The following is a 20,689-nucleotide window of genomic DNA, read 5'->3' on the forward strand; positions in this document are numbered from 1 at the left end:
GCCCCGCGTTACAAGTCGGCCTGCTCCGGCTCAGCGGCGCCCGGCGGCGGCTGTGAGGCCCGGCGCGGCCGCGGGGCGGCCGGGATCACCGGCCGGTCAGGTGCTGCACGGTCGGGCCGGCCGTCCAGCCGCCGTCGACCGCGAGCTCGGCGCCCGTCATGTAGCCGGCGGCGTCCGAGAGCAGGAACGCGACGGCGGCGGCGATCTCCTCGGGGGCTCCGACACGGCCCATCGGGGCACCCGGGTAGTTGCCCTCGCCGGCCTGGATGCCGACGGGCGCGGTCATCGGGGTCAGCGTCATGCCGGGGTGTACGGAGTTCACCCGGATCCGGGCCTCGGCCAGCTCGACCGCGCCGATCTTGGACAGCCCGCGCACGCCCCACTTGGACGCGCCGTACCCGGCGGTGAGCGCGAGGCCGGTCAGGCCCGCGGCCGAGGAGATGTTGACGATGGAGCCGCCGCCGTTCTCCCGGAGCAGCGGGATCGCGGTCTTGATGCCGATGAACACGCCGACCAGGTTGATCTCCACGACCTGGCGGAAGTGCTCGACGCTCTCGTGCTCCAGGAACTGGCCGGTGGCTATCCCCGCGTTGTTCACGAGTCCGTCGACGCGGCCGAACTCGGCGACCGCGTACTCCAGCGCCGCCTGCCAGTCGGCCTCTCTCGTCACGTCGTGGCGCAGGAAGCGTGCCGCGTCGCCGAGCTTCGCGGCGCTCTGCGCGCCCTCCGCCTCCAGCACGTCGGTGACCAGTACCCTGCCGCCCCCGTCCACCACGGCCTGCGCCGCCGCGGCGCCCAGGCCGCGGGCCCCGCCCGTGATGACGACGACCTTGCCGCTGAGATCCACCACAGCCACGGCTCACACCTCTGACGCTCGAACGGACCGACTCGGTATATGACTAATCGGCATAGCCGACGCCGCGTCAGTCTGCCAGAGCCCCCAGAGCCCGCGACACCCCTTGCTCCTTCGGTCCCAGGAAGCGCGGATCGGGCTTGAAGGCCGCGTCCAGCGCCGCCTTGCCGGCCGCGAAGACCTCGCGCGTCCCGCCGTAGTACCAGGTGGCGTCGTGCTCGTCGGGCACCCCGACCCCGTACGCCTCCAGGCCCGCCGCCCGGCACAGGGCGACGGCCCTGCGTATGTGGAAGCCCTGGCTGATCAGCACGGCCCGGTCGACGCCGAATATCTCCTTGGCCCGGACGCACGAGTCCCATGTGTCGAAGCCGGCGAAGTCGCTGACGATCCGTCCGTCCGGCACCCCCTGCCCGGTCAGGTACCTGCGCATCGCGTCCGGCTCGTCGTACTCCCTGCGGCTGTTGTCCCCCGTCACCAGCACCACCTTCACCTTGCCCGCGTGGTACAGCTCGGCGGCGGCGTCGAGCCGGGTGGCCAGATAGGGGGTCGGCCGGCCGTTCCACAGCCCCGCCCCGAACACCACCGCCACCTCGGCGGGGGGCGCGTCGGCCGTGGTCCGCAGCCGGTCCGCGGCCGCCGCGTGCGTCCACGCCGCGGGCAGCAGTGCCAGCGCGCAGCCCGCCATCACGAGCTGCACGGCCCGGCGCCGCGCCCGCACCCCGCGCGGCGGCCCCGGCCGCCGGACCGCCGCGGCCCGCGCCACCGCACGGGCCGCCGCCTTCCGCGTCACCGTCCGCGCCATCACCCGCGCCGCCTCCAGCGCCCACGCCACCGCCCGCGCCACCGGCCCGGTCCCGTCGTCCCTGTTCATGACCGCCCCCTCGCACCCCACGCCTCACACGTCGTTCGCACGCATTGACGAACGGGCCCCGCCCCCCAGTTCCGCCCTCCCCTCCTTTCACCCGCACGAATGACCGAGCGGAGGGGTGAGCACCCGGAAAACACCCGTCACCCCGGCGCAACGCGACGGCAACCTCCGGCGCGCAGGATCGGTCCATGACGGAGCCGGTGCACCCTCCCGAGACCCTGCCCCTCCCCTTCGGCAGCGCCGCCGAACTGCTGTCCCGGATCACCGCCCAACTCGGCACGCAGCTCGGCGGAGTGCGTCCGCCGCGCGCCCGGCCCCACGGAGCCCACCCATGCAGCAGCCCGCCCTCGTCGCCGTGGCCCACGGCAGCCGCGACCCGCGCGCCCTCCACACCGCCCTGGCCCTGCTCGAACGCGTCCGCGAGCTCCGCCCCCGCCTCGACGTCCGGCTCGGGCACATCGAGCTGAACCTCCCCCTGCTCGGCGACACCCTGCGGGAGCTGCGCGGCGGGGCGGTCCTCGTCCCGCTGCTCCTCGGCCGCGGCTACCACGTCAAACGCGACCTCCCCGCCGCGGCCGCCGCCGCCCCGCACCTGCGGGCGGCCGTCGCCGCACCGCTCGGCCCGCACCCGCTGCTCCTCGAGGCCCTGTACGAACGCCTCGCGGAAGCAGGCTGGACCCCCGGCACGGCCGTCGTGCTCGCCGCCGCCGGATCCCGCGATCCCGAGTCCGCCGCCGACACCCGCCACACCGCCGCCCTGCTGGCCGAGCGCCTCGGCGGCGTCCCGGTGGTCCCCGCCTACGCCTCCGCCGCCTCCCCCACCGTCCCCGAGGCCGTCCGCGTGCTGGCCGCCCGCGGCCACCACCGGCCGGCCGTGGCCTCGTACTTCGCCGGGCCCGGCCGGTTCGCCGCCCAGGCCGCCGCGGCCGCGCCCGCCGTCGCCGCCGCGCCCCTGGGCGACCACCCGGCGCTGGCCCGCCTGCTGCTCCACCGCTACGACCGGGCGTGCGCGCCGTCCCTCGGCGCCGCCGCCCGCAGCGCCGAACGGCCGGAACTCCTCTCCGCCTGATCCCGGTTTGTCAGAGGTTCCGGTTACCGTCTCTTCATGGAAGGCACCGCACACACCCCGGCAGACGACCTGTACGACCCCACCGCCACCGAACGCTGGGCCGCCGAACCGGACAAGCGGCCCGGGCGGACCGCCTTCCAGCGCGACCGCGCCCGCGTGCTGCACTCCGCCGCCCTGCGCCGCCTCGCCGGCAAGACCCAGGTGGTCACCCCCGGCACCCGCTCCTACGACTGGGACGCGAGCCCCCGCACCCGCCTCACGCACTCCCTGGAGTGCGCCCAGGTCGGCCGGGAACTGGGCGCCGCGCTGGGCTGCGACCCCGACCTCGTCGAGGCCGCCTGCCTCTCGCACGACATGGGGCACCCGCCGTTCGGCCACAACGGCGAGGAGGCGCTCAACGAGTTCGCCAAGGACTGCGGCGGATTCGAGGGCAACGCCCAGTCGCTGCGCCTGCTGACCCGGCTGGAGCCCAAGCGGTTCGTGCCCGACCCGGCGAGCGGCGAACTCGTCAGCGTCGGCCTCAACCTCACCCGGGCCTGCCTGGACGCCGCCACCAAGTACCCGTGGGCCCGCGGGAACCACCCCACCGATCCCGGCTCGGTCAAGTTCGGCGCCTACGAGGACGACCTGCCCGTCTTCGCGTGGCTGCGCCAGGGCGCGCCCGCGGACCGCAAGTGCTTCGAGGCCCAGGTCATGGACTGGGCGGACGACGTCGCGTACTCCGTCCACGACTTCGAGGACGGGCTGCACGCGGGCCACCTCGACCCCAACCTGCTCTTCGCCGAGCCCGAGCGCACCGCGATCTGGCGGGTCGCCATCGGCCGCTACGTGCCCGCCGACACCGAGCCCGAGGAGCTGCGCGCCGCCCTGGACCGATTGATGGAGCAGGAGTGGTGGCCGCACGGGTACGACGGCTCGGCCGTGGCCCAGGCGCGCCTGAAGGACGCGACCAGCCAGCTCATCGGCCGTTTCTGCCTGGCCGCCGAGGGCGCCACCCGCGAGGCGTACGGCTCCGGCCGCCTCACCCGGTACGGCGCCGAGCTGGTGGTCCCCCGCGAGGCGCGCAACGAGTGCGCCGTGCTCAAGGCGGTCGCCGACCTGTATGTGATGCAGCGCGACGAGCAGGAGCGGATCCGCGCCGACCAGCGCATCGTCCTGGCCGAACTCGCGGAGGCGCTCAGCGCCCGCGCGCCCGAGGGCCTGGACCCGCAGTTCCGGGCCATCTTCGACGCGGCGCCGGACGACAAGGCCAGGAAACGGGCGGTCATCGACCAGATCGCGTCGCTCACCGACGCGGCAGCCCGTTCCCTGCACGCACGCCTCACCCAGCGCACGCGACGCGCCGACAGGTGAGCTGATCGGGCCACTCCCCCTTCACGCGGCAGGCTCATTGCGGGACGCTCGCATGTGGTCGCATGTGGCGGAGAGGTTATGAGGAGGCATCAGGTGGTCGACGCACACCGGACGTTCGTCATCGTGGGCGCGGGGCTGGCCGGGGCGAAAGCGGCCGAAACGCTGAGGTCCGAGGGGTTCACGGGGCGGGTGATCCTGATCGGCGACGAGCGCGACCATCCCTACGAACGGCCCCCGCTGTCCAAGGGCTATCTGACGGGCAAGGACGACCGCGACAGCGTCTTCGTCCACGAGCCCTCCTGGTACGCGGCCTCCGACGTCGAGCTGCATCTCGGCCAGCCCGCGGTCCACCTGGACCGGGACGCCAAGAAGGTGGTCCTCGGCGACGGCACCGCCCTGCACTACGACAAGCTGCTGCTGGCCACCGGCGCCGAACCGCGCCGCCTGGACATCCCCGGCACCGGCCTGGCCGGGGTGCACCACCTGCGCCGCCTCGCGCACGCCGAGCGGCTGCGGGGCGTGCTGGCCGGGCTGGGCCGGGACAACGGCCACCTGCTGATCGCGGGCGCCGGGTGGATCGGCCTGGAGGTCGCCGCGGCGGCCCGCGGCTACGGCGCGGAGGTCACCGTCATCGAGCCCGAGCCCACCCCGCTGCACGCGGTGCTCGGTCCGGAGATCGGCCGCCTCTTCGGGGACCTGCACGCCGAGCACGGGGTGCGGTTCCACTTCGGGGCGCGGCTGACCGAGATCGTCGGCCACGACGGCATGGTGCTGGCCGCCCGTACCGACGACGGGGAGGAGCACCCGGCGCACGCGGTGCTCGCCGCGATCGGGGCGGCGCCGCGCACCGCGCTCGCGGAGACCTCCGGGCTGGCGCTGGTCGACCGGGAGCACGGGGGCGGGATCGCGGTGGACGCCTCCCTGCGCACCTCCGACCCGGACGTCTTCGCGGTCGGGGACGTGGCCGCCGCCCACCACCCGGTGCTCGGGACCCGGCTGCGGGTCGAGCACTGGGCCAACGCCCTCAACGGGGGACCGGCCGCCGCGCGGGCGATGCTGGGCCAGGAGGTCTCGTACGACCGGGTGCCGTACTTCTTCTCCGACCAGTACGACGTGGGCCTGGAGTACTCGGGCTACGCGCCGCCCGGCGGCTACGACCAGGTGCTGATCCGCGGGGACGCGGCCAAGCGGGAGTTCATCGCCTTCTGGCTGTCGGAGGGCCGGGTGCTCGCCGGGATGAACGTGAACGTGTGGGACGTCACCGAGCACATCCAGGCCCTGATCAGGTCAAAGGAGCCCGTGGACCGCGACAAACTGGCGGACCCCTCGGTTCCGCTCGCGTCGCTGGCGGCGCCCGAGGGGGCCTGACGGGTTTGCCGCCGTGCGGCCGTAGACTTCACGCGTGGCAGGACGGATCAACGACGACGACGTGAAGGCGGTACGGGACGCGGTCCCGATCGACGCCGTGGTCTCCGACTACCTCCAGCTGCGCAACGCGGGCGGCGGCAACCTCAAGGGCCTGTGCCCCTTCCACGACGAGAAGTCCCCGTCCTTCCAGGTCAGCCCCAGCAAGGGTCTCTACCACTGCTTCGGCTGCCAGGCGGGCGGGGACACGCTCGACTTCATCATGAAGATCGACCACCTCTCCTTCTCGGAGGCGGTCGAGCGCCTGGCCGGCCAGGCGGGCATCACCCTGCGGTACGAGGAGGGCGGCTACACCGCCGGCACCAGCGGCCGCGGCGAGCGCATCCGCCTGGTCGAGGCGCACAAGGCGGCCGCCCAGTTCTACGTCGACCAGCTGGGCGGCCCCGAGGCGGAGATCGGCCGCAAGTTCCTGGCCGAGCGCGGCTTCGACCAGGCGGCCGCCGCGCACTTCAGCGTGGGCTACAGCCCGGCCGGCTGGGACCACCTGACCCGCTTCCTCCGCGGCAAGGGCTTCAGCGACAAGGAGCTGATCACCTCCGGGCTCGCCCAGGACAGCCGCAGCGGCAAGCCCATCGACCGCTTCCGCGGCCGGCTGATGTGGCCGATCCGCGACATCAGCGGAGAGGTGGTCGGCTTCGGCGCCCGCAAGCTGCGCGACGACGACAACGGCCCCAAGTACCTGAACACCCCCGAGACCGCGATCTACAAGAAGTCCCAGGTCCTGTACGGAATCGACCTGGCGAAGAAGGAGATCGCGAAGACCTCGCGGGCCGTGGTGGTCGAGGGCTACACGGACGTGATGGCCTGCCACATGGCCGGGGTGACCACCGCGATCGCCACCTGCGGCACCGCCTTCGGCGGGGACCACATCAAGATCCTGCGGCGGCTGCTGATGGACAACGCCACCGCCGAGGTGATCTTCACCTTCGACGGCGACGCGGCCGGCCAGAAGGCGGCCCTGCGCGCCTTCGAGGACGACCAGAAGTTCGCCGCCGAGACCTCGATCGCGATCACCCCCGGCGGGATGGACCCCTGCGATCTGCGCCTCGCCCAGGGTGACGCGGCCGTCGCCGGCCTGGTGGAATCCCGGACCCCGCTCTTCGAGTTCGCGCTGCGGCACATCGTCGCCCGGCACAACCTGGAGAATCCGGCGGGCCGCGCGGCGGCACTGGACGAGGCCGCCCCGGTCGTCGCCCACATCAAGAACATCGCGATCCAGCACGAGTCCGCCGTCCAGCTCGCGGGCATGCTGGGCATCCGCGACGAACAGTTCGTCGTCAAGCGCGTCGCGCAGCTGGCGCGCTGGGCCCGCGAACGCGGCGGCCAGCCCCAGCAGCAGGGCCGGGGCCGGCCGTCCTACGAGGCCGCCCCCGCGACCGCCGCCCAGCCGGCCGGCGGACCCGCGCTGAACCTGCGCAGCCCGGCCCACCGCACCGAGCGCGAGTTGCTGAAGCTGGCGCTCCAGCGCCCGGCCCTGGTCTCCCCGGCCTTCGACGCGTACGGGATCGACGAGTTCACCGCCCCGCCCTACGCGGCGGTGCGCCAGGCCGTCCAGGACGCCGGCGGGGCCTCGCTCGGCACCGAGGACTACCTGGCGCGCGTGCGCGAGGCGGCCCCCAACGACACCGTCCGCGCGCTCGTCACGGAGCTGGCGGTCGAGGCCATCCACGCGAAGACGGTCGACGAGATCTACGCGGGGGTCCAGCTGGTGCAGGTGCGGCTGCGCGCCGTCGACCGCCGGGTCCACGAGATCCAGGGCACCCTGTCCCGACTGGGAGCGCAGGCCCCGCCGGAGCAACTGGCCGCGGTCCAGGAGGAGCTGTGGGTGCTCCAGCAGTACGGCCAGCGGCTGCGCAACCGCGGCGCCGAGGGGCTGTAGCGGCCCGGGGGCGTGGCAGCCGGGGGCGTAGCAGCCGACGGCCGCAGCGGCCCGTGGTCGTGGCGGCCCCTCAGCGGCCGAGCCAGTCGCCGCCCGGTATCTCGGTGCCCGACTCCCGCAGGTCGCGGGCGACCAGCGGGGACGCCAGGTAGACCCAGGCCCGGACCGGTGTGCCGTCGCCGCGCAGGGCCTCGCGGACGAACCGGTCGTACACGTTCCCCGGGCGGCCCGGGCCCCCGTACTCCTCCAGCACGTCCAGCGCGGCCAGCAGACCCCCGTAGGCCTCCGGCGCCGCGGTGATCAGCTCCCCGGCCACGGTCGAGCCCGGGCGGTCGACCGCGTAGGGATAGCCGGGGCCTTCGTAGAGCGCCGCCCCCGGCAGGCTCGCGGGCTCCTCCGCGACCGTGCGGCCGCGCAGGAACAGGTCGTGGTTCACCTCGCCCGGGCGCAGCGTCCCGTAGACGAAGAACGGGAGCGGTGCGGCCGGATCCTGTGGCCGAACGACCGATGTCACGGGGGTCCTCCTGGGGTACGGCGGAACACGCGGCGGACGGGGACCAAGGTCCCGACTTGCCCGCGCCACACCACCGTACGCACCCCTGTTACACAACCTCCCGGTGCCCGTGACCCTCGCCGTCTAGCGTCGGTTCCCGGTCTCCCCCACCCCACGGTTCTCCCCCATGACACCTTCGTCCCGCCGCCCGCTCGCCGCCGTGCTTGCCGCCTGCGCACTCGCCGCCGGCGGCTGCGCCGCACCCGGCGGCCTCGGTACGGGTACGCCCGCGCCCCCGGTGTCGAGCCAGCCCCGCCCCGAACCGCTCTGGCCCGCCTGGACCCAGGCCCCCGGCTCCGCGGTGGGCCGGCGGGAGCCCGCGCCGACGCCCCTCAAGGACGCCCCGAAGCCGGGGGCCAAGGGACTCGTGGGGCTGGACGCGACCGACATCGCCCGCGCGGACCCCCGGATGAAGCCGTACCTCGGCAAGGCGGCCGCCCTCCTGGCGCCCGGCCGGGCCGGGATCCGCCCCGCCGTCTACCGGGACCTGACGGGCGACGGCCACCCGGACCTGATCATGGCCGCCGACGTGCCGACCGGCCGCTCGGCGCTGAGCGTCTACGCAGTGGTGGGCGGCCGGATCGTCTCCATCCTCTTCACCATCGGCCGCCAGCTCACGGCGGAGTCCATCGGCACCGACCTGCTGGTCCGCATCGCCGCCGACGACGGCTCCGAACAGGCCGTGCGCTACCACTGGGACGGCGAACGGATGACGGTGGTCAACGACGAGCGGCGCTTCCGCAAGGACGGCGGGAAGTCCCCGTGAGAGCACTCCCGACCCGCTGCCGGCATCTGCTGCGGGCCCTCGGCCTGCGCTGGAAGATCTCCATCCTGCTCGCCGTCGGCTGCTCGCTGGTCGCGGTCGCCATCGGCCTGCTGATCCACGACGCCCGGGCGCGGCAGATCGCCGACGCGGCGCGGGCGAGCGCCGTCAACCAGCTGGTCAGCGTGCGGAAGGTGTACGAACTGACGGGCCGGCTCGACGCAGACAAGGTCGGCGAGGCCGATGCCCGCGTCGACTGCCCGCGGCTGCCCGCGCCGCTGCGGACGGCTGCCCTCGACGGGGAGCGGACCACCTACCTGGACATGTCCGGGCCGCACCCGGCGGTCTGGGCCGCCCGGCCGGTCGGCGGGGCCCACGTGCTGTCCGTACGGCTGTCGCTGGCCGACGACCGCGAGGAGCTGGCCGAGCTGGACCGCGGGCTCGTGGCGTACGGGGCGGTGATCGTGGCGCTGGCGGCGGTCGGCGGGGCGCTGCTCGCCAGCCGGCTGAGCAGGGAGCTGCGCACGGCGGCGGAGACGGCCCGCCGGATCAGCGCGGGCGAACTGGACGCGCGGATCGGGCTGTCCGGGGTGCCGGGGACACGGGACGAGGTCGCCGCGCTCTCCTCGGCGGTGGACATGATGGCCGCCAGCCTGCAGCAGCGGCTGGAGGCCGAGCAGCGGTTCACCGCGGACGTGGCGCACGAGCTGCGGACCCCGCTGACGGGTCTGCACACCGCGGCCGAGCTGCTGCCGGCCGGGCGTCCGACGGAGCTCGTACGGGACCGGGTCGCGGCGCTGCGGACGCTGACCGAGGACCTGCTGGAGGTGGCCCGGCTCGACGCCGACCGGGAGGAGCCGCAGCTGGCGGCGCACCGGCTGGGGCCGCTGGTGGAGTCGATCACGCGGCGCTCGGGGGTGGCGGCGCGGGTGGTGGGCGACTCCGGCAGCTGCGCCGCGGAGGGGGCCGCGGAGGGGGCCGCGGAGGGGGCCGCGGAGTCGGCGTACGTGCGCACCGATGTACGGCGCTTCGAGCGCATCCTGACGAACCTGCTGGTCAACGCGCGGCGGCACGGCGGGGAGCCGGTCACGGTGACGGTGTCCGGGACCGCGGTGACGGTCCGGGACCGGGGGCCGGGCTTCCCCGAGAAGCTGCTGCGCGAGGGCCCGCAGCGGTTCCTGACCGGGGCCGCCGAGCGCGGCCAGGGCACCGGGCTCGGCCTGACCATCGCGCTCGGCCAGGCGCAGGTGATCGGCGCGCGGGTCCTCCTCGAGAACCCGCCGCCCTCGGGCGCCTCGGCCACGGTGGTGCTGCCGCCGGCCTGATCGCTCGCGCGCGGCGCTCACCCGGACGGCTAAGGCGGCCCGGATGGCCGCATCAGCGGCGTTGACCTGGGCAAACCGGGCGACGGCAGGGCCCGCACAGGAGAACCTGACGGAACATCAGCAGGCGCGCGGCGCACGGTCCGGGTTACCTCGGAAGCACGACCCCGTGTCTCCAGGGAGCTCCCATGCGCCGACGTACGGCCCACGCGCTGACTGCCGCCGCGCTGACCTGCGCCGCTTTCGCCGGCCCCGTCGCCGGCGCGGTGGCCGCCGCGAACCTCGGCATGGTGGGGTTCGCGCCCGGCGACTTCGCCGCGCTGGAGGTGTGGCCGAAGTCCGCCGCCCCGGGCGCCACGGTCACCGTGAACACCACCGCCTGCGGGTCCGGCAGCCATGCCGAGGGCGATGCCACCACGGTCGGCGGCGGCCGGTTCAAGCTGGTCCCGGGCACCCACAAGGAGGTGGTCGTGGGCCAGTTCCAGGTCGCCCGCGGCACCCGCCCCGGCACCTACGCCATCGGGGCGACCTGCGCGAACGGCAAGTTCGCCACCGGGGACCTCGTCGTCACCGAACGCGGCCCGCAGGGCCACGTCCAGACCGGGGTGGGCGGTGGCACGACCACCGCCGGCGACCCCGCCAAGATCGCGGCGGGAGCGGCAGTGCTGGCCGCGACCGCCGTCGGCGGTACCTGGCTCCTGCGTCGCCGGGCGAGCGGCACGCGGAGCTGACGGACGCCCACCGCGGCTCCGGCCGCGGTCCGACCGGTACCGTCCCCCGTCGCCCGCCCCGCGAGGTCCCCCCGTTCGCGGGGCCGGGCGACGGCCAGTCACCCCGAAACGGAAGGCCGAGAGGGGGTACCCATGGGTGGCGATTTCCGCGGAGCCCGCCACGGAGGACTCGTGGCCCTCGCCGCGTGCATCGGCATCTGGCTCGTGACCAGCGGCTCCCGCGAGCCCGTCGGGCCGCCGCTGCCCTCCCCCGCCGAGGCCCTGACCGCCGCCGGCGCCACGGGCCCCGGTATCGCGCCGCTCCCCGGATCGCCGCCCCAGCGGATCAAGATCCCCTCCATCCGGGTCGACGCGCCGCTGACCGGGCTCGGCCTCCAGCCGGGCGGCAGCCTCGAAGTGCCCCCGCCCGACCGGCGGGACCTGGCCGGCTGGTACCGCGACGGCACCACCCCGGGCGCCACCGGCACGGCGGTCATCGCGGGGCACGTGGACGACGCCGCCGGGCCGGGCGTCTTCTACCACCTGGGAGCCCTGCGCCGCGGGGCCGCCGTCGAGGTCCCGCGCGCGGACGGCCGGACCGCCGTGTTCACGGTCCACGCGGTCGAGGTCTACGACGCCAAGGAGTTTCCCGACTCCCGCGTGTACGGCCCCTCCGCGCGCGCCGAACTGCGGGTGATCACCTGCGGCGGCGGGTTCTCACCCCGTACGGGCTACCGCGGCAACGTGGTGGTGTTCGCCCACCTCACCGGGACGTACTAGCCCCACTGCTCCAGGCCGAGCTTGACCACCAGGGCGCCCACCACGGTCAGCAGTACCCCGCGGACGAAGCCGCTGCCCTTCTTGAGGGCCATGCCGGCGCCGACCATGCCCCCGGCCAGGTTGAACACCGCCATCAGCGCGGCCAGCTGCCACAGCACCATGCCCTGGTAGGCGAACATCGCGAGCGCCCCGGCGTTCGTGCAGACGTTGACGATCTTGGCGGTGGCGGAGGCGGTGACCAGGTCGAGGTGGAGCAGGGCGGTGAGGGCGAGCACCAGGAAGGTGCCGGTGCCCGGCCCGATGAGCCCGTCGTAGAAGCCGATGCCGAGCCCGGCGAGGCCGATGGCGAGGAGCACCCGCTGCCGGCTGACGGGCGAGGTGCTCGGGGCGGTGCCGAAGGCGGGCCGGAAGAGCACGAACGCGGCGACCACCACCAGCACCACCATGATCAGCGGGCGCATCGCGTCCTTGCTGATGCCCCCGGCCAGCGCGGCGCCGCCCATCGAGCCGGCGAGCGCGGCGAGGCCGATGCGGACGGCGAGTTTCACGTTCACCGGGGCCTTGCGGACGTAGGTGACGGCCGCGCCCGTGGTGCCGACGATCGCGACGGCCTTGTTCGTCCCGAGGACGGTGGCCGGGTGGGCGTTCGGCAGGCCGAGCAGCAGGGCGGGAAGGAGCAGCAGGCCGCCGCCGCCGACCACGGCGTCGATCCAGCCGGCCGCCGCCGCGGCCACGCACAACATGATGATCATGGTCAAGGAAATGTCAGGCACAACCTGACCCTATGGACCTGTCGGGTGGCGTATCCATCAATCCCCGGAAACTTGCGCAAAGGTTGAGCTTTGCCGGGCGGGCACCCGGTCCGGGGCCACCGGAGCCGCCGGGTCCACGGCCGCGGTCAGCACACTGGCGGCCAGCACACTGGCCAGCCCCAGCCCGGTGGCCAGCACCGGGGGCCGGCGGGGTCTGCGGTGCCGGGCCCGGGCCGCGGGGGCGGCGGCCGGGGCGGTCAAGGGCAGGGCGACGTGCAGCGGATGGCGCATGGAGCGGGGCCCTCTCGGAGACGGAATCAGGAATCTGGAGTCGGCGGCGCGAAGCGGGAGCCGCTCAGAAGGTGAAGCACTCGCAGTGGATGCGTCCGGCCGGCACCCCGGCCCGCAGCAGCCCCGCCTGAGCCGCCTCGGCCATCCCCGGCGGCCCGCACAGGTACACGTCGTGCTCGGTCAGGTCCGGCACCAGAGCGGCCAGCGCCTGCGGCGCGAGCGGATCGTACGCGGCCCCGGAGGGCCCGAGCAGGTAGTGCAGCCCCGCCTGCCGCTCGGCGGCGATGGCCTCCAGCTCGGCCCGCAGGACCAGCTGTTCCTCGGCTGCGGCCCGGTAGAGCAGGGTGATGTCGCCGGGGCCGCCGGGCAGCGTCTCGAACAGGGCCCGCATCGGCGTGATCCCCACCCCGCCCGCGATCAGCAGCACCTTGGGCCGGGTCCGCCGGGCGGCGGTGAGCGCCCCGAACGGCCCGGTGGCAAGGACCCTGGTGCCCGGCCGCAGCCGGCGGATCCGCCGGGAGTGGCCGCCGAGCCCCTTGACGGTGATGCGCAGGGTGTTCCCGCGGACCGGGGCGGACAGCGAGAACGGCAGCGCGGTGTGCCACAGCCGCCGCTGCAGGAACCGCCAGCGCAGGAACTGGCCCGGCTCCGCGCGCAGTTCCCCCAGGTGCTCCCCGTACATGACGACGGAGACCACCCCGGGCCCCTCGGCCCTGACCTCCGCCACGCGCAGCGCGTGCCGCAGGGCCTGCCGTACGGGGACCACCGCCCGGTACCAGAGCAGCAGGACGGCGACCGCAGCGTGGGCGAGCGCCCAGAACCAGGCGGCGAGGGCGAGGTCGGGCCCGGCGAGCTGGTGTCCGAAGGCGAGGGCGGCCGCGAGGTAGACGAGCAGGTGCACCCCGCGCCAGGTTTCGTGCGACACACGGCGGCGTACCGCCCGGGCGGAGGTCACACCGACCGCGGCCAGCAGGACGGTCCCGGCCGCGGCGGCGGCGAGCGCGGGGTAGCCGAGCAGCTCCCGGACGGCGGTGACCAGGTCCACCCCCTCGTGCACGGCGTAGCCGAGCAGGGCGAAGAGCCCGTGCCCGAAGCAGAGGAGCAGCACGTGCCGGCCGCCGAGGGCGTGCCAGCGGGCGAGCCGGTCGGCGCCGACCCCGTGCTCGACGGCGGGGACCCGCGCCATCAGGAACAGCAGCACCAGCACCCCGTACCCGGCGAGCAGGCCGGTCAGGTGCGCGGCCGTGGCGAACAGCGCGTCGGGCCGGGCCGAGGGCCGCACCTGCACCGCCCAGAGCAGGGCCACCACCCCCGCTCCGCCCAGCATCCCGCCCCTGACCAGCCCCGCCACATCTCGCATACGGGCCACGCTAAGGGCCCGCCGGACGGGTTCGGTGATCCTTAAGACGGCCTTGAGGGAGGCCTCACCGACGCTTAACCCGTGCGCTGAGGGCGGCGTTCCGTCCGGGTAACAAAGGCGATGCGGCGGGGAAACAGCGGACCCGCAGGCTCAGGGCATGACCTCGAAGCAGCGTGTGGTGGTGATCGGCGGCGGGCTCGCGGGCCTGCGGCTCGCCGCGCGGCTGACCGGCGGCGCGGCGGTGACCGTACTCGGCGAGGAACAGCACGTTCCGTACAACCGGGTGCTGCTCGCCGAGGTGCTGGCCGGCCGGTACGCGCCGGAGGTGGCCGCCCTCCCGGCGGCCGGACCGGAGCTGCGCCGGGGCGTCCGCGCGGTCCGCGTCGACCGCGCCGACCGGACGGTCCACTGCGACGACGGCGCCGCTCTGGGCTACGACACCCTCGTGCTGGCCACCGGGTCCAACCCGGTGCTGCCGCCGCTGCGGGGGCTGTTCGAGCCCGAGGGGCGGGAGCTGCCCGACGGGGTCCACGCGTTCCGCACGATGGACGACTGCCTGGCGCTCTCGGCCGCCGTACGCCCCGGCGTGCGGGCGGTGGTGATCGGCGGGGGCCTGCTGGGCGTCTCGGCGGCCCGGGCCCTGGCCGCGCGGGGGGCGCAGGTGGTCCTGGCGCAGCAGGCGGCGCGGCTGATGGAACGCCAGCTGGACGCCGGGGCCTCCGCGTTGCTGCACGCCCACCTGACCGCGCTCGGGGTGGAGATCCACACGGAATGCCGGGTCCGCGGCCTGACCACGGCTCCCACGGCGGCCGCGCGCGGCACTCAGGGCCACCGCAGGGTCACCGGGGCCGAGCTCGCCGACGGCTACCGGCTCGACGCCGACATCGTCGTGCTCGCCTGCGGCGTACGGCCCCGCACCGGGCTCGCCCAGGCCGCCGGACTCGAGGTGCGCAAGGGCATCGTGGTCGACGACCGGCTGCGCACCAGCGACCCCCGGATCCACGCCATCGGCGACTGCGCCGAGCACGCCGGCCAGGTCTACGGCCTGGCCGGCCCCGCGCTGGAGCAGGCCGACGTCCTCGCCGGAGTCCTGACCGGCACCGAGGCCTCGTACGCCGGCACCCGCGCCCTCACCCGCCTGACCCTCACCACCGCCGGCGCCGGCGGCCCCTTCGACCTCGCCTGCTTCGGCGAGACGACCCCCCGCCCCGGCGACGACGTGGTCCGCTTCGCCGACGCCACCCGGCGGACCTACCGGACGGTCGTCGTGCGCGACGACCGCCTCGTCGGCGGGGTCCTGCTCGGCGAGCTCTCCACCGTGGGCGCCGTCGCCCGCACCTGGGAGGGCGAGGAGGCACCCCTCGACCTGTTCCACCTGCTCACCGACGACGGAGGCCACTGACATGACCGAGCCCCTGCCCGCGATCGTGCTCATCGGGCACGGCATGGTCGGCCAGCGCTACCTGGAGGCGCTCGCCGAGCGCGGCGCGACCCGGACCCACCGGATCACCGTGCTCTGCGAGGAGCCCCGGCCCGCCTACGACCGCGTCCACCTGACCTCGTACTTCTCCGGCAGCACCGCCGAGGACCTGTCCATGACGCCCCCCGGGTTCATGGCGGAGCACGGCATCGAGCTCCACCTCGACGACCCCGCCGAGCACATCGACCGGGCCGCCCGCAGCGTCACCTCCCGATCCGGGCAGGTGTTCCCGTACGACGTCCTGGTGCTGGCCACCGGCAGCTTCCCCTTCGTGCCGCCCGTCCCCGGGAAGGACGCCCCCGGCTGCTTCGTCTACCGCACGATCGAGGACCTCCTCGCCATCGAGGAGTACGCGAAGGGCCGCACCACCGGCGCGGTCGTCGGCGGCGGCCTGCTCGGGCTCGAAGCGGCCGGCGCCCTCCAGGGGCTCGGACTCGCCACCCGCGTGGTGGAGTTCGCCCCCCGCCTGATGCCCGTCCAGGTCGACGAGGGCGGCGGCGCCGCCCTGCTGCGCACCATCGAGTCGATGGGCCTGGCCGTCCACACGGGTGTCGGCACCCAGGAGGTGCTGACCGGCGAGGACGGCCACGTCAGCGGCATGCTGCTGTCCGACGGGTCCGCCGTCGACACCGACCTCGTCGTCTTCTCCGCCGGCGTCCGCCCCCGCGACCAGCTGGCCCGCGCCGCGGGCCTTGACGTCGGCGAGCGCGGCGGCATCGCGGTGGACTCCCGCTGCCGCACCTCCGACCCGCACGTCTACGCCATCGGCGAGTGCGCCCTGGCCTGCGACGGCCGCGTCTACGGCCTGGTCGCCCCCGGCTACGAGATGGCGGAGACCGCCGCCGAGGACCTGCTGGGCCGGGAGAAGGAGTTCACCGGCGCCGACCTGTCCACCAAGCTCAAGCTGCTCGGCGTGGACGTGGCCTCCTTCGGCGACGCCCACGGCAGCGCCCCGGGCAGCCTCGACGTGGTCTGGTCCGACTCCCGCTCCGGTGTCTACAAGAAGCTGGTGGTCTCCCCGGACGGGGTCCTGCTCGGCGGGGTCCTGGTCGGCGACGCGGACTCGTACGGCCTGCTGCGCCCCCTCACCGGCAGCGTGCCGCCCGTCGCCCCCGAGCAGCTGGTCCTGCCGGCCGGTCTCGGCGCGCCCGTCGCGCTCGGCCCGTCCTCGCTTCCGGACCACGCGGTGATCTGCTCCTGCCACAACGTCACCAAGAAGGCCATCACCGCCTGCGCCACCCTGTCCGAGGTGAAGAAGTGCACCAAGGCGGGCACCGGCTGCGGCAGCTGCGTCAAGGTGATCGGGCAGCTGCTGCCCGCCGCCGCCGACAAGGGGCTGTGCGGCTGCTTCCCCTTCACCCGCGCCGAGCTGTACGAGATCGTCCGCACCCGCCGGCTGGCCTCCTACCGGGAGCTCCTCGACGGCCACGGCCGCCCGGAGGCCCGCGGCGGCGACGGCTGCGAGGTGTGCAAGCCCACCGTCGGCTCGATCATCGCCTCGCTCGCCCCGGCCGTCGGCGCCAGCGGCTACGTCCTGGAGGGCGAGCAGGCCGCCCTCCAGGACACCAACGACCACTTCCTCGCCAACCTGCAGCGCAACGGCTCGTACTCGGTGGTCCCGCGCATCCCCGGCGGTGAGATCACCCCGGACAAGCTGATCGTGATCGGCGAGGTGGCCCGCGACTTCGGCCTCTACACGAAGATCACCGGCGGGCAGCGGATCGACCTCTTCGGGGCGAGCGTGGACCAGCTCCCGCGGATCTGGGCCCGGCTCGTCGACGCCGGATTCGAGTCCGGGCACGCGTACGGGAAGGCCCTGCGGACGGTGAAGTCCTGCGTCGGGCAGACCTGGTGCCGCTACGGGGTGCAGGACAGCGTACGGATGGCCATCGATCTGGAGCTGCGCTACCGGGGGCTGCGCGCCCCGCACAAGCTCAAGTCGGCGGTCTCCGGCTGCGCCCGCGAGTGCGCGGAGGCCCAGAGCAAGGACTTCGGGGTCATCGCGACGGCGAGCGGCTGGAACCTCTACGTGGGCGGCAACGGCGGGGCCACCCCGCGCCACGCCGACCTCCTCGCCCAGGACCTGTCCGATGCGGAACTGGTCCGGCTGATCGACCGGTTCCTGATGTTCTACATCCGCACCGCGGACCGCCTGGAGCGGACCTCGACCTGGCTGGAGCGGCTGGAGGGCGGCCTGTCCCACCTGCGGGACGTGGTCGTGCACGACTCGCTGGGGCTGTGCGCGGAGCTGGAGTCGCTGATGGCCGACCACGTGGCGCACTACCGCGACGAATGGGCCGAGACCCTTGAGGACCCGGAGCGGCTGCGCCGGTTCGTGTCCTTCGTGAACGCGCCCGGCGCCCCCGACCCGACCGTGAAGTTCGTCCCCGAGCGCGACCAGGTCAAGCCCGACCTGGCCGTCCTGACCATAGGAGGAGCCGTCCGATGACCGTCGAACTGAGGGTGGCCGAAGGCTGGCTGACGGTGTGCGAGCTGTCCGCGCTCGTCCCCGGGCGCGGGGTCGCGGCCCTGCTGCCCGACGGGAGCCAGGCCGCGGTGTTCGTCGACCGCGCGGGGCGCCCGTACGCCATCGGCAACCAGGACCCCTTCACGGGTGCGCACGTGCTGTCGCGGGGGCTGCTGGGGAGTGCGGCGGGCAGGCCCTTCGTGGCCTCGCCGCTGCTCAAGCAGCGCTTCGACCTGGAGTCGGGGCGCTGCCTGGACGACGAGGAGGTGGCGGTCCGGACCTACCCGGTGCGGACCGCCGCGACCTCGTAGCCGGCATCAGCCCTCGATGGCGGCCGGGTCCATCCAGACGTACTCCCACACGTGGTGGTCCAGGTCCTCGAAGGCGCGGCCGTACATGAAGCCCAGGTCCATGGGCGGCCGCGGCTCGGTGGCGCCCGCCGCGAGGGCGGCGTCGACGACCTCGTCGACCTTGGCGCGGCTGTCGGCGCTCAGGGCGACCATCACCTCGGTGGCCTTCGAGGCGTCGGCGACCGGCTTGGTGGCGAACCCCCGGAACTTCTCCTCGGTGAGCAGCATCGCGAAGATGGTGTCGCTGATCACCAGGGAGGCGGCGGTCTCGTCGGAGAACTGCGGGTTGAAGGAGTAGCCGAGCTTCTCCCAGAAGGCCCGGGCGGCGCCCAGGTCCTTGACCGGCAGGTTGACGAAGATCATCTGGGGCTGGGGCATCTCGGTCTCTCTTCTTCTCGGCGCGGTGGTCGCTGCTTTCGGGAGGTAGACCGGGGGCCGGGAGGAAACTCATCGCTGCCCGCGAGATTTTTCCGAGATTTCTTACCGGCCCTGTCCGGCCGCACCAACCGCAGGTCAGGCCGCCGAGCGGAGCTCCAGCGCGGCCAGCGGGACGAAGCCGAGGCCGTCCACGCCCTCCGTGGACGCCCCCTCGCCCGCGAGCCGCCGGTGCAGCGCCAGCGCGATCCGCTCGCCCTGCGCCTTGGCCCGCTCGGCGTTCGGCCCCCGGTGCAGTCCGTCGACGGTCGCGTGCCACAGCTGCACCCAGCGGCCGAAGTCGGCGGCGGTCATCGCCCGCACCGAGTGCAGGGCGGCGTGCGGGCCGAAGGCGTCGCGCCGGTACTCGGCGGTGCGGAACAGGGCCCGCTCCCAGAAGTCGGTGATCCGGGGCAGGTGGACCTCGAGGTCCGTGCCGGCGACCTCGGTGAAGAAGGGGCCGATCCCGGGATCGGCGAAGGCCGCCGTGTAGAAGCGGCGCAGCACGACGTCGAGGTCGGCGCGGCCCGAGATGTCGTCGGCGGCGGCGAAGTGGTTCATCGCTCCACCATCCTTCCCCACCGCGCGTTTCCCCAGGGGAGAAAGTCCCGCAGAACGGCCTCGTGGAAAGAGCCGACGGGCTCGTGGAAATCCCCGCCGGAGGATTGAACCTGACCGGTCGCTCGTGCGTAATGAGGAATTGGCGCCCCGGCAACTGGCGCCTCCTAGGTTCCTCGACGCGTGCGACCCCGCGTCCGACCGGCCGCGGGGCCTTCCTCCCACAGGAGTGACCGTGGAACGTCGTACCTTCCTGCGCGGCGCAGTGATCGGTTCGTCGGCTGCCGCCTTCGGCGGAACGTTGATGCACGGGGCCGCCTACGCGGCGCCCGCCCAGCCCGGCGCCGGACCGTACGGAGCACTCGGCGCGGCGGACGCGAACGGCATCCAGCTGCCGGCCGGCTTCAGCAGCCGGGTGATCGCCCGCTCCGGCCAGACCGTCAGCGGCACCTCGTACACCTGGCACAGCGCCCCGGACGGCGGCGCCTGTTTCGCGGACGGTACGGGCTGGATCTACGTGTCGAACTCGGAGATCAACCCCTCCGGCGGCGCGAGCGCGGTCCGGTTCAACTCCTCCGGCACCGTCACCGGCGCCTACCGGATCCTCTCCAACACCCGGCAGAACTGCGCGGGCGGCAAGACCCCCTGGAACACCTGGCTGTCCTGCGAGGAGGTCGACCGCGGCTACGTCTACGAGACCGACCCGTACGGCGTGAACGCCTCCGTGCAGCGGGCCGCGATGGGCCGCTTCAAGCACGAGGCGGCGGCGGCCGACCCGGTGCGCAAGGTGATCTACCTGACCGAGGACGAGAGCAGCGGCTGCTTCTACCGCTTCGTCCCGACCACCTGGGGCAACCTCTCCTCCGGCACCCTCCAGGTCCTCAAGGCCGGCACCGCCACCTCCGGCTCCTTCACCTGGGCCAACGTCCCGGACCCGGACGGCTCGCCGACCGCCACCCGCAGCCAGGTCTCCGGCTCGAAGAAGTTCAACGGCGGCGAGGGCTGCCACTACGCCAACGACACGGTCTGGTTCACCACCAAGGGCGACAACCGGGTCTGGCAGCTCAACCTCGCGAACAACACGTACGAGCTGGCCTACGACGACTCCCTCGTGCCGGGCGGCGCAGCCCCCCTGACGGGCGTGGACAACGTCACGGGGTCCTCGTACGGCGACCTGTACGTCGCCGAGGACGGCGGCAACATGGAGATCTGCGTGATCACTCCGGACGACGTGGTGGCGCCGTTCCTTCGGATCACCGGCCAGTCCTCCTCGGAGATCTGCGGGCCGGCCTTCTCCCCGGCCGGCAACCGGCTCTACTTCTCCAGCCAGCGCGGTACGAGCGGCAGCTCGTCGGCGGGCATCACCTACGAGGTGACGGGCCCGTTCCGCACCTGAGCACCCGCACCCCGCACCGTCGCGACCCCCGGCACCCGGCCGGGGG

Annotated in this window: 18 protein-coding genes and 1 pseudogene; 12 read left to right on the forward strand and 7 right to left on the reverse strand. The window is 74.2% G+C overall.

The genetic code is table 11. The features are described from left to right. Window positions 1-85 precede the first annotated feature (85 nt). Together AB0D66_RS20795 and AB0D66_RS20800 are read right to left on the reverse strand one after the other, a co-directional pair. Window positions 86-850 (reverse strand): glucose 1-dehydrogenase, encoded by a 765-nt coding sequence (locus AB0D66_RS20795; RefSeq protein WP_362305414.1) that lies wholly within the window; start codon window positions 848-850, stop codon window positions 86-88. A 73-nt stretch (window positions 851-923) separates the two neighbouring features. After that, a complete protein-coding gene (locus AB0D66_RS20800) occupies window positions 924-1,538 on the reverse strand; it encodes an ElyC/SanA/YdcF family protein (RefSeq protein ID WP_362305418.1) in 615 nt (204 codons plus the stop codon). A gap of 371 nt (window positions 1,539-1,909) precedes the next feature. Between AB0D66_RS20800 and AB0D66_RS20805 the strand changes: the two are divergent. From AB0D66_RS20805 to dnaG, 4 genes and pseudogenes are all read left to right on the forward strand, one after another. Continuing rightward, a pseudogene (locus AB0D66_RS20805) lies at window positions 1,910-2,790 on the forward strand (sirohydrochlorin chelatase). 36 nt (window positions 2,791-2,826) lie between these two features. Continuing rightward, a complete protein-coding gene (locus AB0D66_RS20810; protein ID WP_362305276.1) occupies window positions 2,827-4,143 on the forward strand; it encodes a deoxyguanosinetriphosphate triphosphohydrolase in 1,317 nt (438 codons plus the stop codon). Window positions 4,144-4,236: 93 nt separating this feature from the next. Continuing rightward, entirely contained in the window at window positions 4,237-5,511 is a 1,275-nt protein-coding gene (locus AB0D66_RS20815; RefSeq protein ID WP_362305279.1) for an FAD-dependent oxidoreductase, read from the forward strand. A 34-nt stretch (window positions 5,512-5,545) separates the two neighbouring features. Next, on the forward strand, window positions 5,546-7,447 hold the full coding sequence (dnaG, locus tag AB0D66_RS20820; protein WP_362305282.1) for a DNA primase: 1,902 nt from the start codon (window positions 5,546-5,548) through the stop codon (window positions 7,445-7,447). Window positions 7,448-7,517: 70 nt separating this feature from the next. Here dnaG and AB0D66_RS20825 read toward each other — a convergent pair whose 3' ends face one another. Then, entirely contained in the window at window positions 7,518-7,961 is a 444-nt protein-coding gene (locus AB0D66_RS20825; protein ID WP_362305285.1) for a gamma-glutamylcyclotransferase family protein, read from the reverse strand. Between the two features lie 166 nt (window positions 7,962-8,127). Between AB0D66_RS20825 and AB0D66_RS20830 the strand changes: the two genes are divergently transcribed. The 4 genes from AB0D66_RS20830 to AB0D66_RS20845 all read left to right on the forward strand — a co-directional run bounded on the left by AB0D66_RS20830 (window position 8,128) and on the right by AB0D66_RS20845 (window position 11,575). Continuing rightward, complete coding sequence (locus tag AB0D66_RS20830) at window positions 8,128-8,766, forward strand: hypothetical protein (protein WP_362305288.1); 639 nt, start codon at window positions 8,128-8,130, stop codon at window positions 8,764-8,766. Then, on the forward strand, window positions 8,763-10,088 hold the full coding sequence (locus AB0D66_RS20835; RefSeq protein ID WP_362305291.1) for a HAMP domain-containing sensor histidine kinase: 1,326 nt from the start codon (window positions 8,763-8,765) through the stop codon (window positions 10,086-10,088). The genes AB0D66_RS20830 and AB0D66_RS20835 overlap by 4 nt, the downstream gene beginning before the upstream one ends. Window positions 10,089-10,273: 185 nt before the next feature. Next, window positions 10,274-10,816 (forward strand): hypothetical protein, encoded by a 543-nt coding sequence (locus tag AB0D66_RS20840; protein WP_362305293.1) that lies wholly within the window; start codon window positions 10,274-10,276, stop codon window positions 10,814-10,816. Between the two features lie 132 nt (window positions 10,817-10,948). Continuing rightward, complete coding sequence (locus AB0D66_RS20845; protein ID WP_362305296.1) at window positions 10,949-11,575, forward strand: class F sortase; 627 nt, start codon at window positions 10,949-10,951, stop codon at window positions 11,573-11,575. Here AB0D66_RS20845 and AB0D66_RS20850 read toward each other — a convergent pair. Together AB0D66_RS20850 and AB0D66_RS20855 are read right to left on the reverse strand one after the other, a co-directional pair. Further along, window positions 11,572-12,348 (reverse strand): TSUP family transporter, encoded by a 777-nt coding sequence (locus tag AB0D66_RS20850; protein ID WP_362305299.1) that lies wholly within the window; start codon window positions 12,346-12,348, stop codon window positions 11,572-11,574. The two genes, AB0D66_RS20845 and AB0D66_RS20850, sit on opposite strands and share 4 nt — an antisense overlap. A gap of 334 nt (window positions 12,349-12,682) precedes the next feature. Beyond that, window positions 12,683-13,978 carry a ferredoxin reductase family protein gene (locus AB0D66_RS20855; RefSeq protein ID WP_362305303.1) on the reverse strand — a complete coding sequence of 432 codons (1,296 nt, stop codon included), beginning with the start codon at window positions 13,976-13,978 and terminating at the stop codon, window positions 12,683-12,685. Between the two features lie 157 nt (window positions 13,979-14,135). Between AB0D66_RS20855 and AB0D66_RS20860 the strand changes: the two genes are divergently transcribed. The 3 genes from AB0D66_RS20860 to nirD are packed head-to-tail and all read left to right on the forward strand — an operon-like array spanning window position 14,136 to window position 18,236. Continuing rightward, on the forward strand, window positions 14,136-15,380 hold the full coding sequence (locus AB0D66_RS20860; RefSeq protein WP_362305306.1) for an FAD-dependent oxidoreductase: 1,245 nt from the start codon (window positions 14,136-14,138) through the stop codon (window positions 15,378-15,380). A 1-nt stretch (window position 15,381) separates the two neighbouring features. Then, window positions 15,382-17,907, forward strand: coding sequence for a nitrite reductase large subunit NirB (gene nirB, locus AB0D66_RS20865; protein WP_362305309.1), 2,526 nt, complete (start codon window positions 15,382-15,384; stop codon window positions 17,905-17,907). Beyond that, a complete protein-coding gene (gene nirD / locus AB0D66_RS20870) occupies window positions 17,904-18,236 on the forward strand; it encodes a nitrite reductase small subunit NirD (RefSeq protein ID WP_069920199.1) in 333 nt (110 codons plus the stop codon). The genes nirB and nirD overlap by 4 nt, the downstream gene beginning before the upstream one ends. A 6-nt stretch (window positions 18,237-18,242) precedes the next feature. Here the strand turns inward: nirD and AB0D66_RS20875 are convergent, their stop codons facing one another. Beyond that, entirely contained in the window at window positions 18,243-18,653 is a 411-nt protein-coding gene (locus AB0D66_RS20875; RefSeq protein WP_362305314.1) for a VOC family protein, read from the reverse strand. Between the two features lie 135 nt (window positions 18,654-18,788). Then, window positions 18,789-19,250 (reverse strand): group III truncated hemoglobin, encoded by a 462-nt coding sequence (locus AB0D66_RS20880; protein ID WP_362305317.1) that lies wholly within the window; start codon window positions 19,248-19,250, stop codon window positions 18,789-18,791. Between the two features lie 232 nt (window positions 19,251-19,482). Here AB0D66_RS20880 and AB0D66_RS20885 point away from each other — a divergent pair, with 232 nt between their 5' ends. Further along, window positions 19,483-20,643 (forward strand): alkaline phosphatase PhoX, encoded by a 1,161-nt coding sequence (locus AB0D66_RS20885; RefSeq protein ID WP_362305320.1) that lies wholly within the window; start codon window positions 19,483-19,485, stop codon window positions 20,641-20,643. The last annotated feature ends 46 nt before the right edge of the window (window positions 20,644-20,689 follow it).

It is taken from the genome of Streptomyces sp. NPDC048270 (assembly GCF_040652335.1).
Classification (GTDB): domain Bacteria; phylum Actinomycetota; class Actinomycetes; order Streptomycetales; family Streptomycetaceae; genus Streptomyces.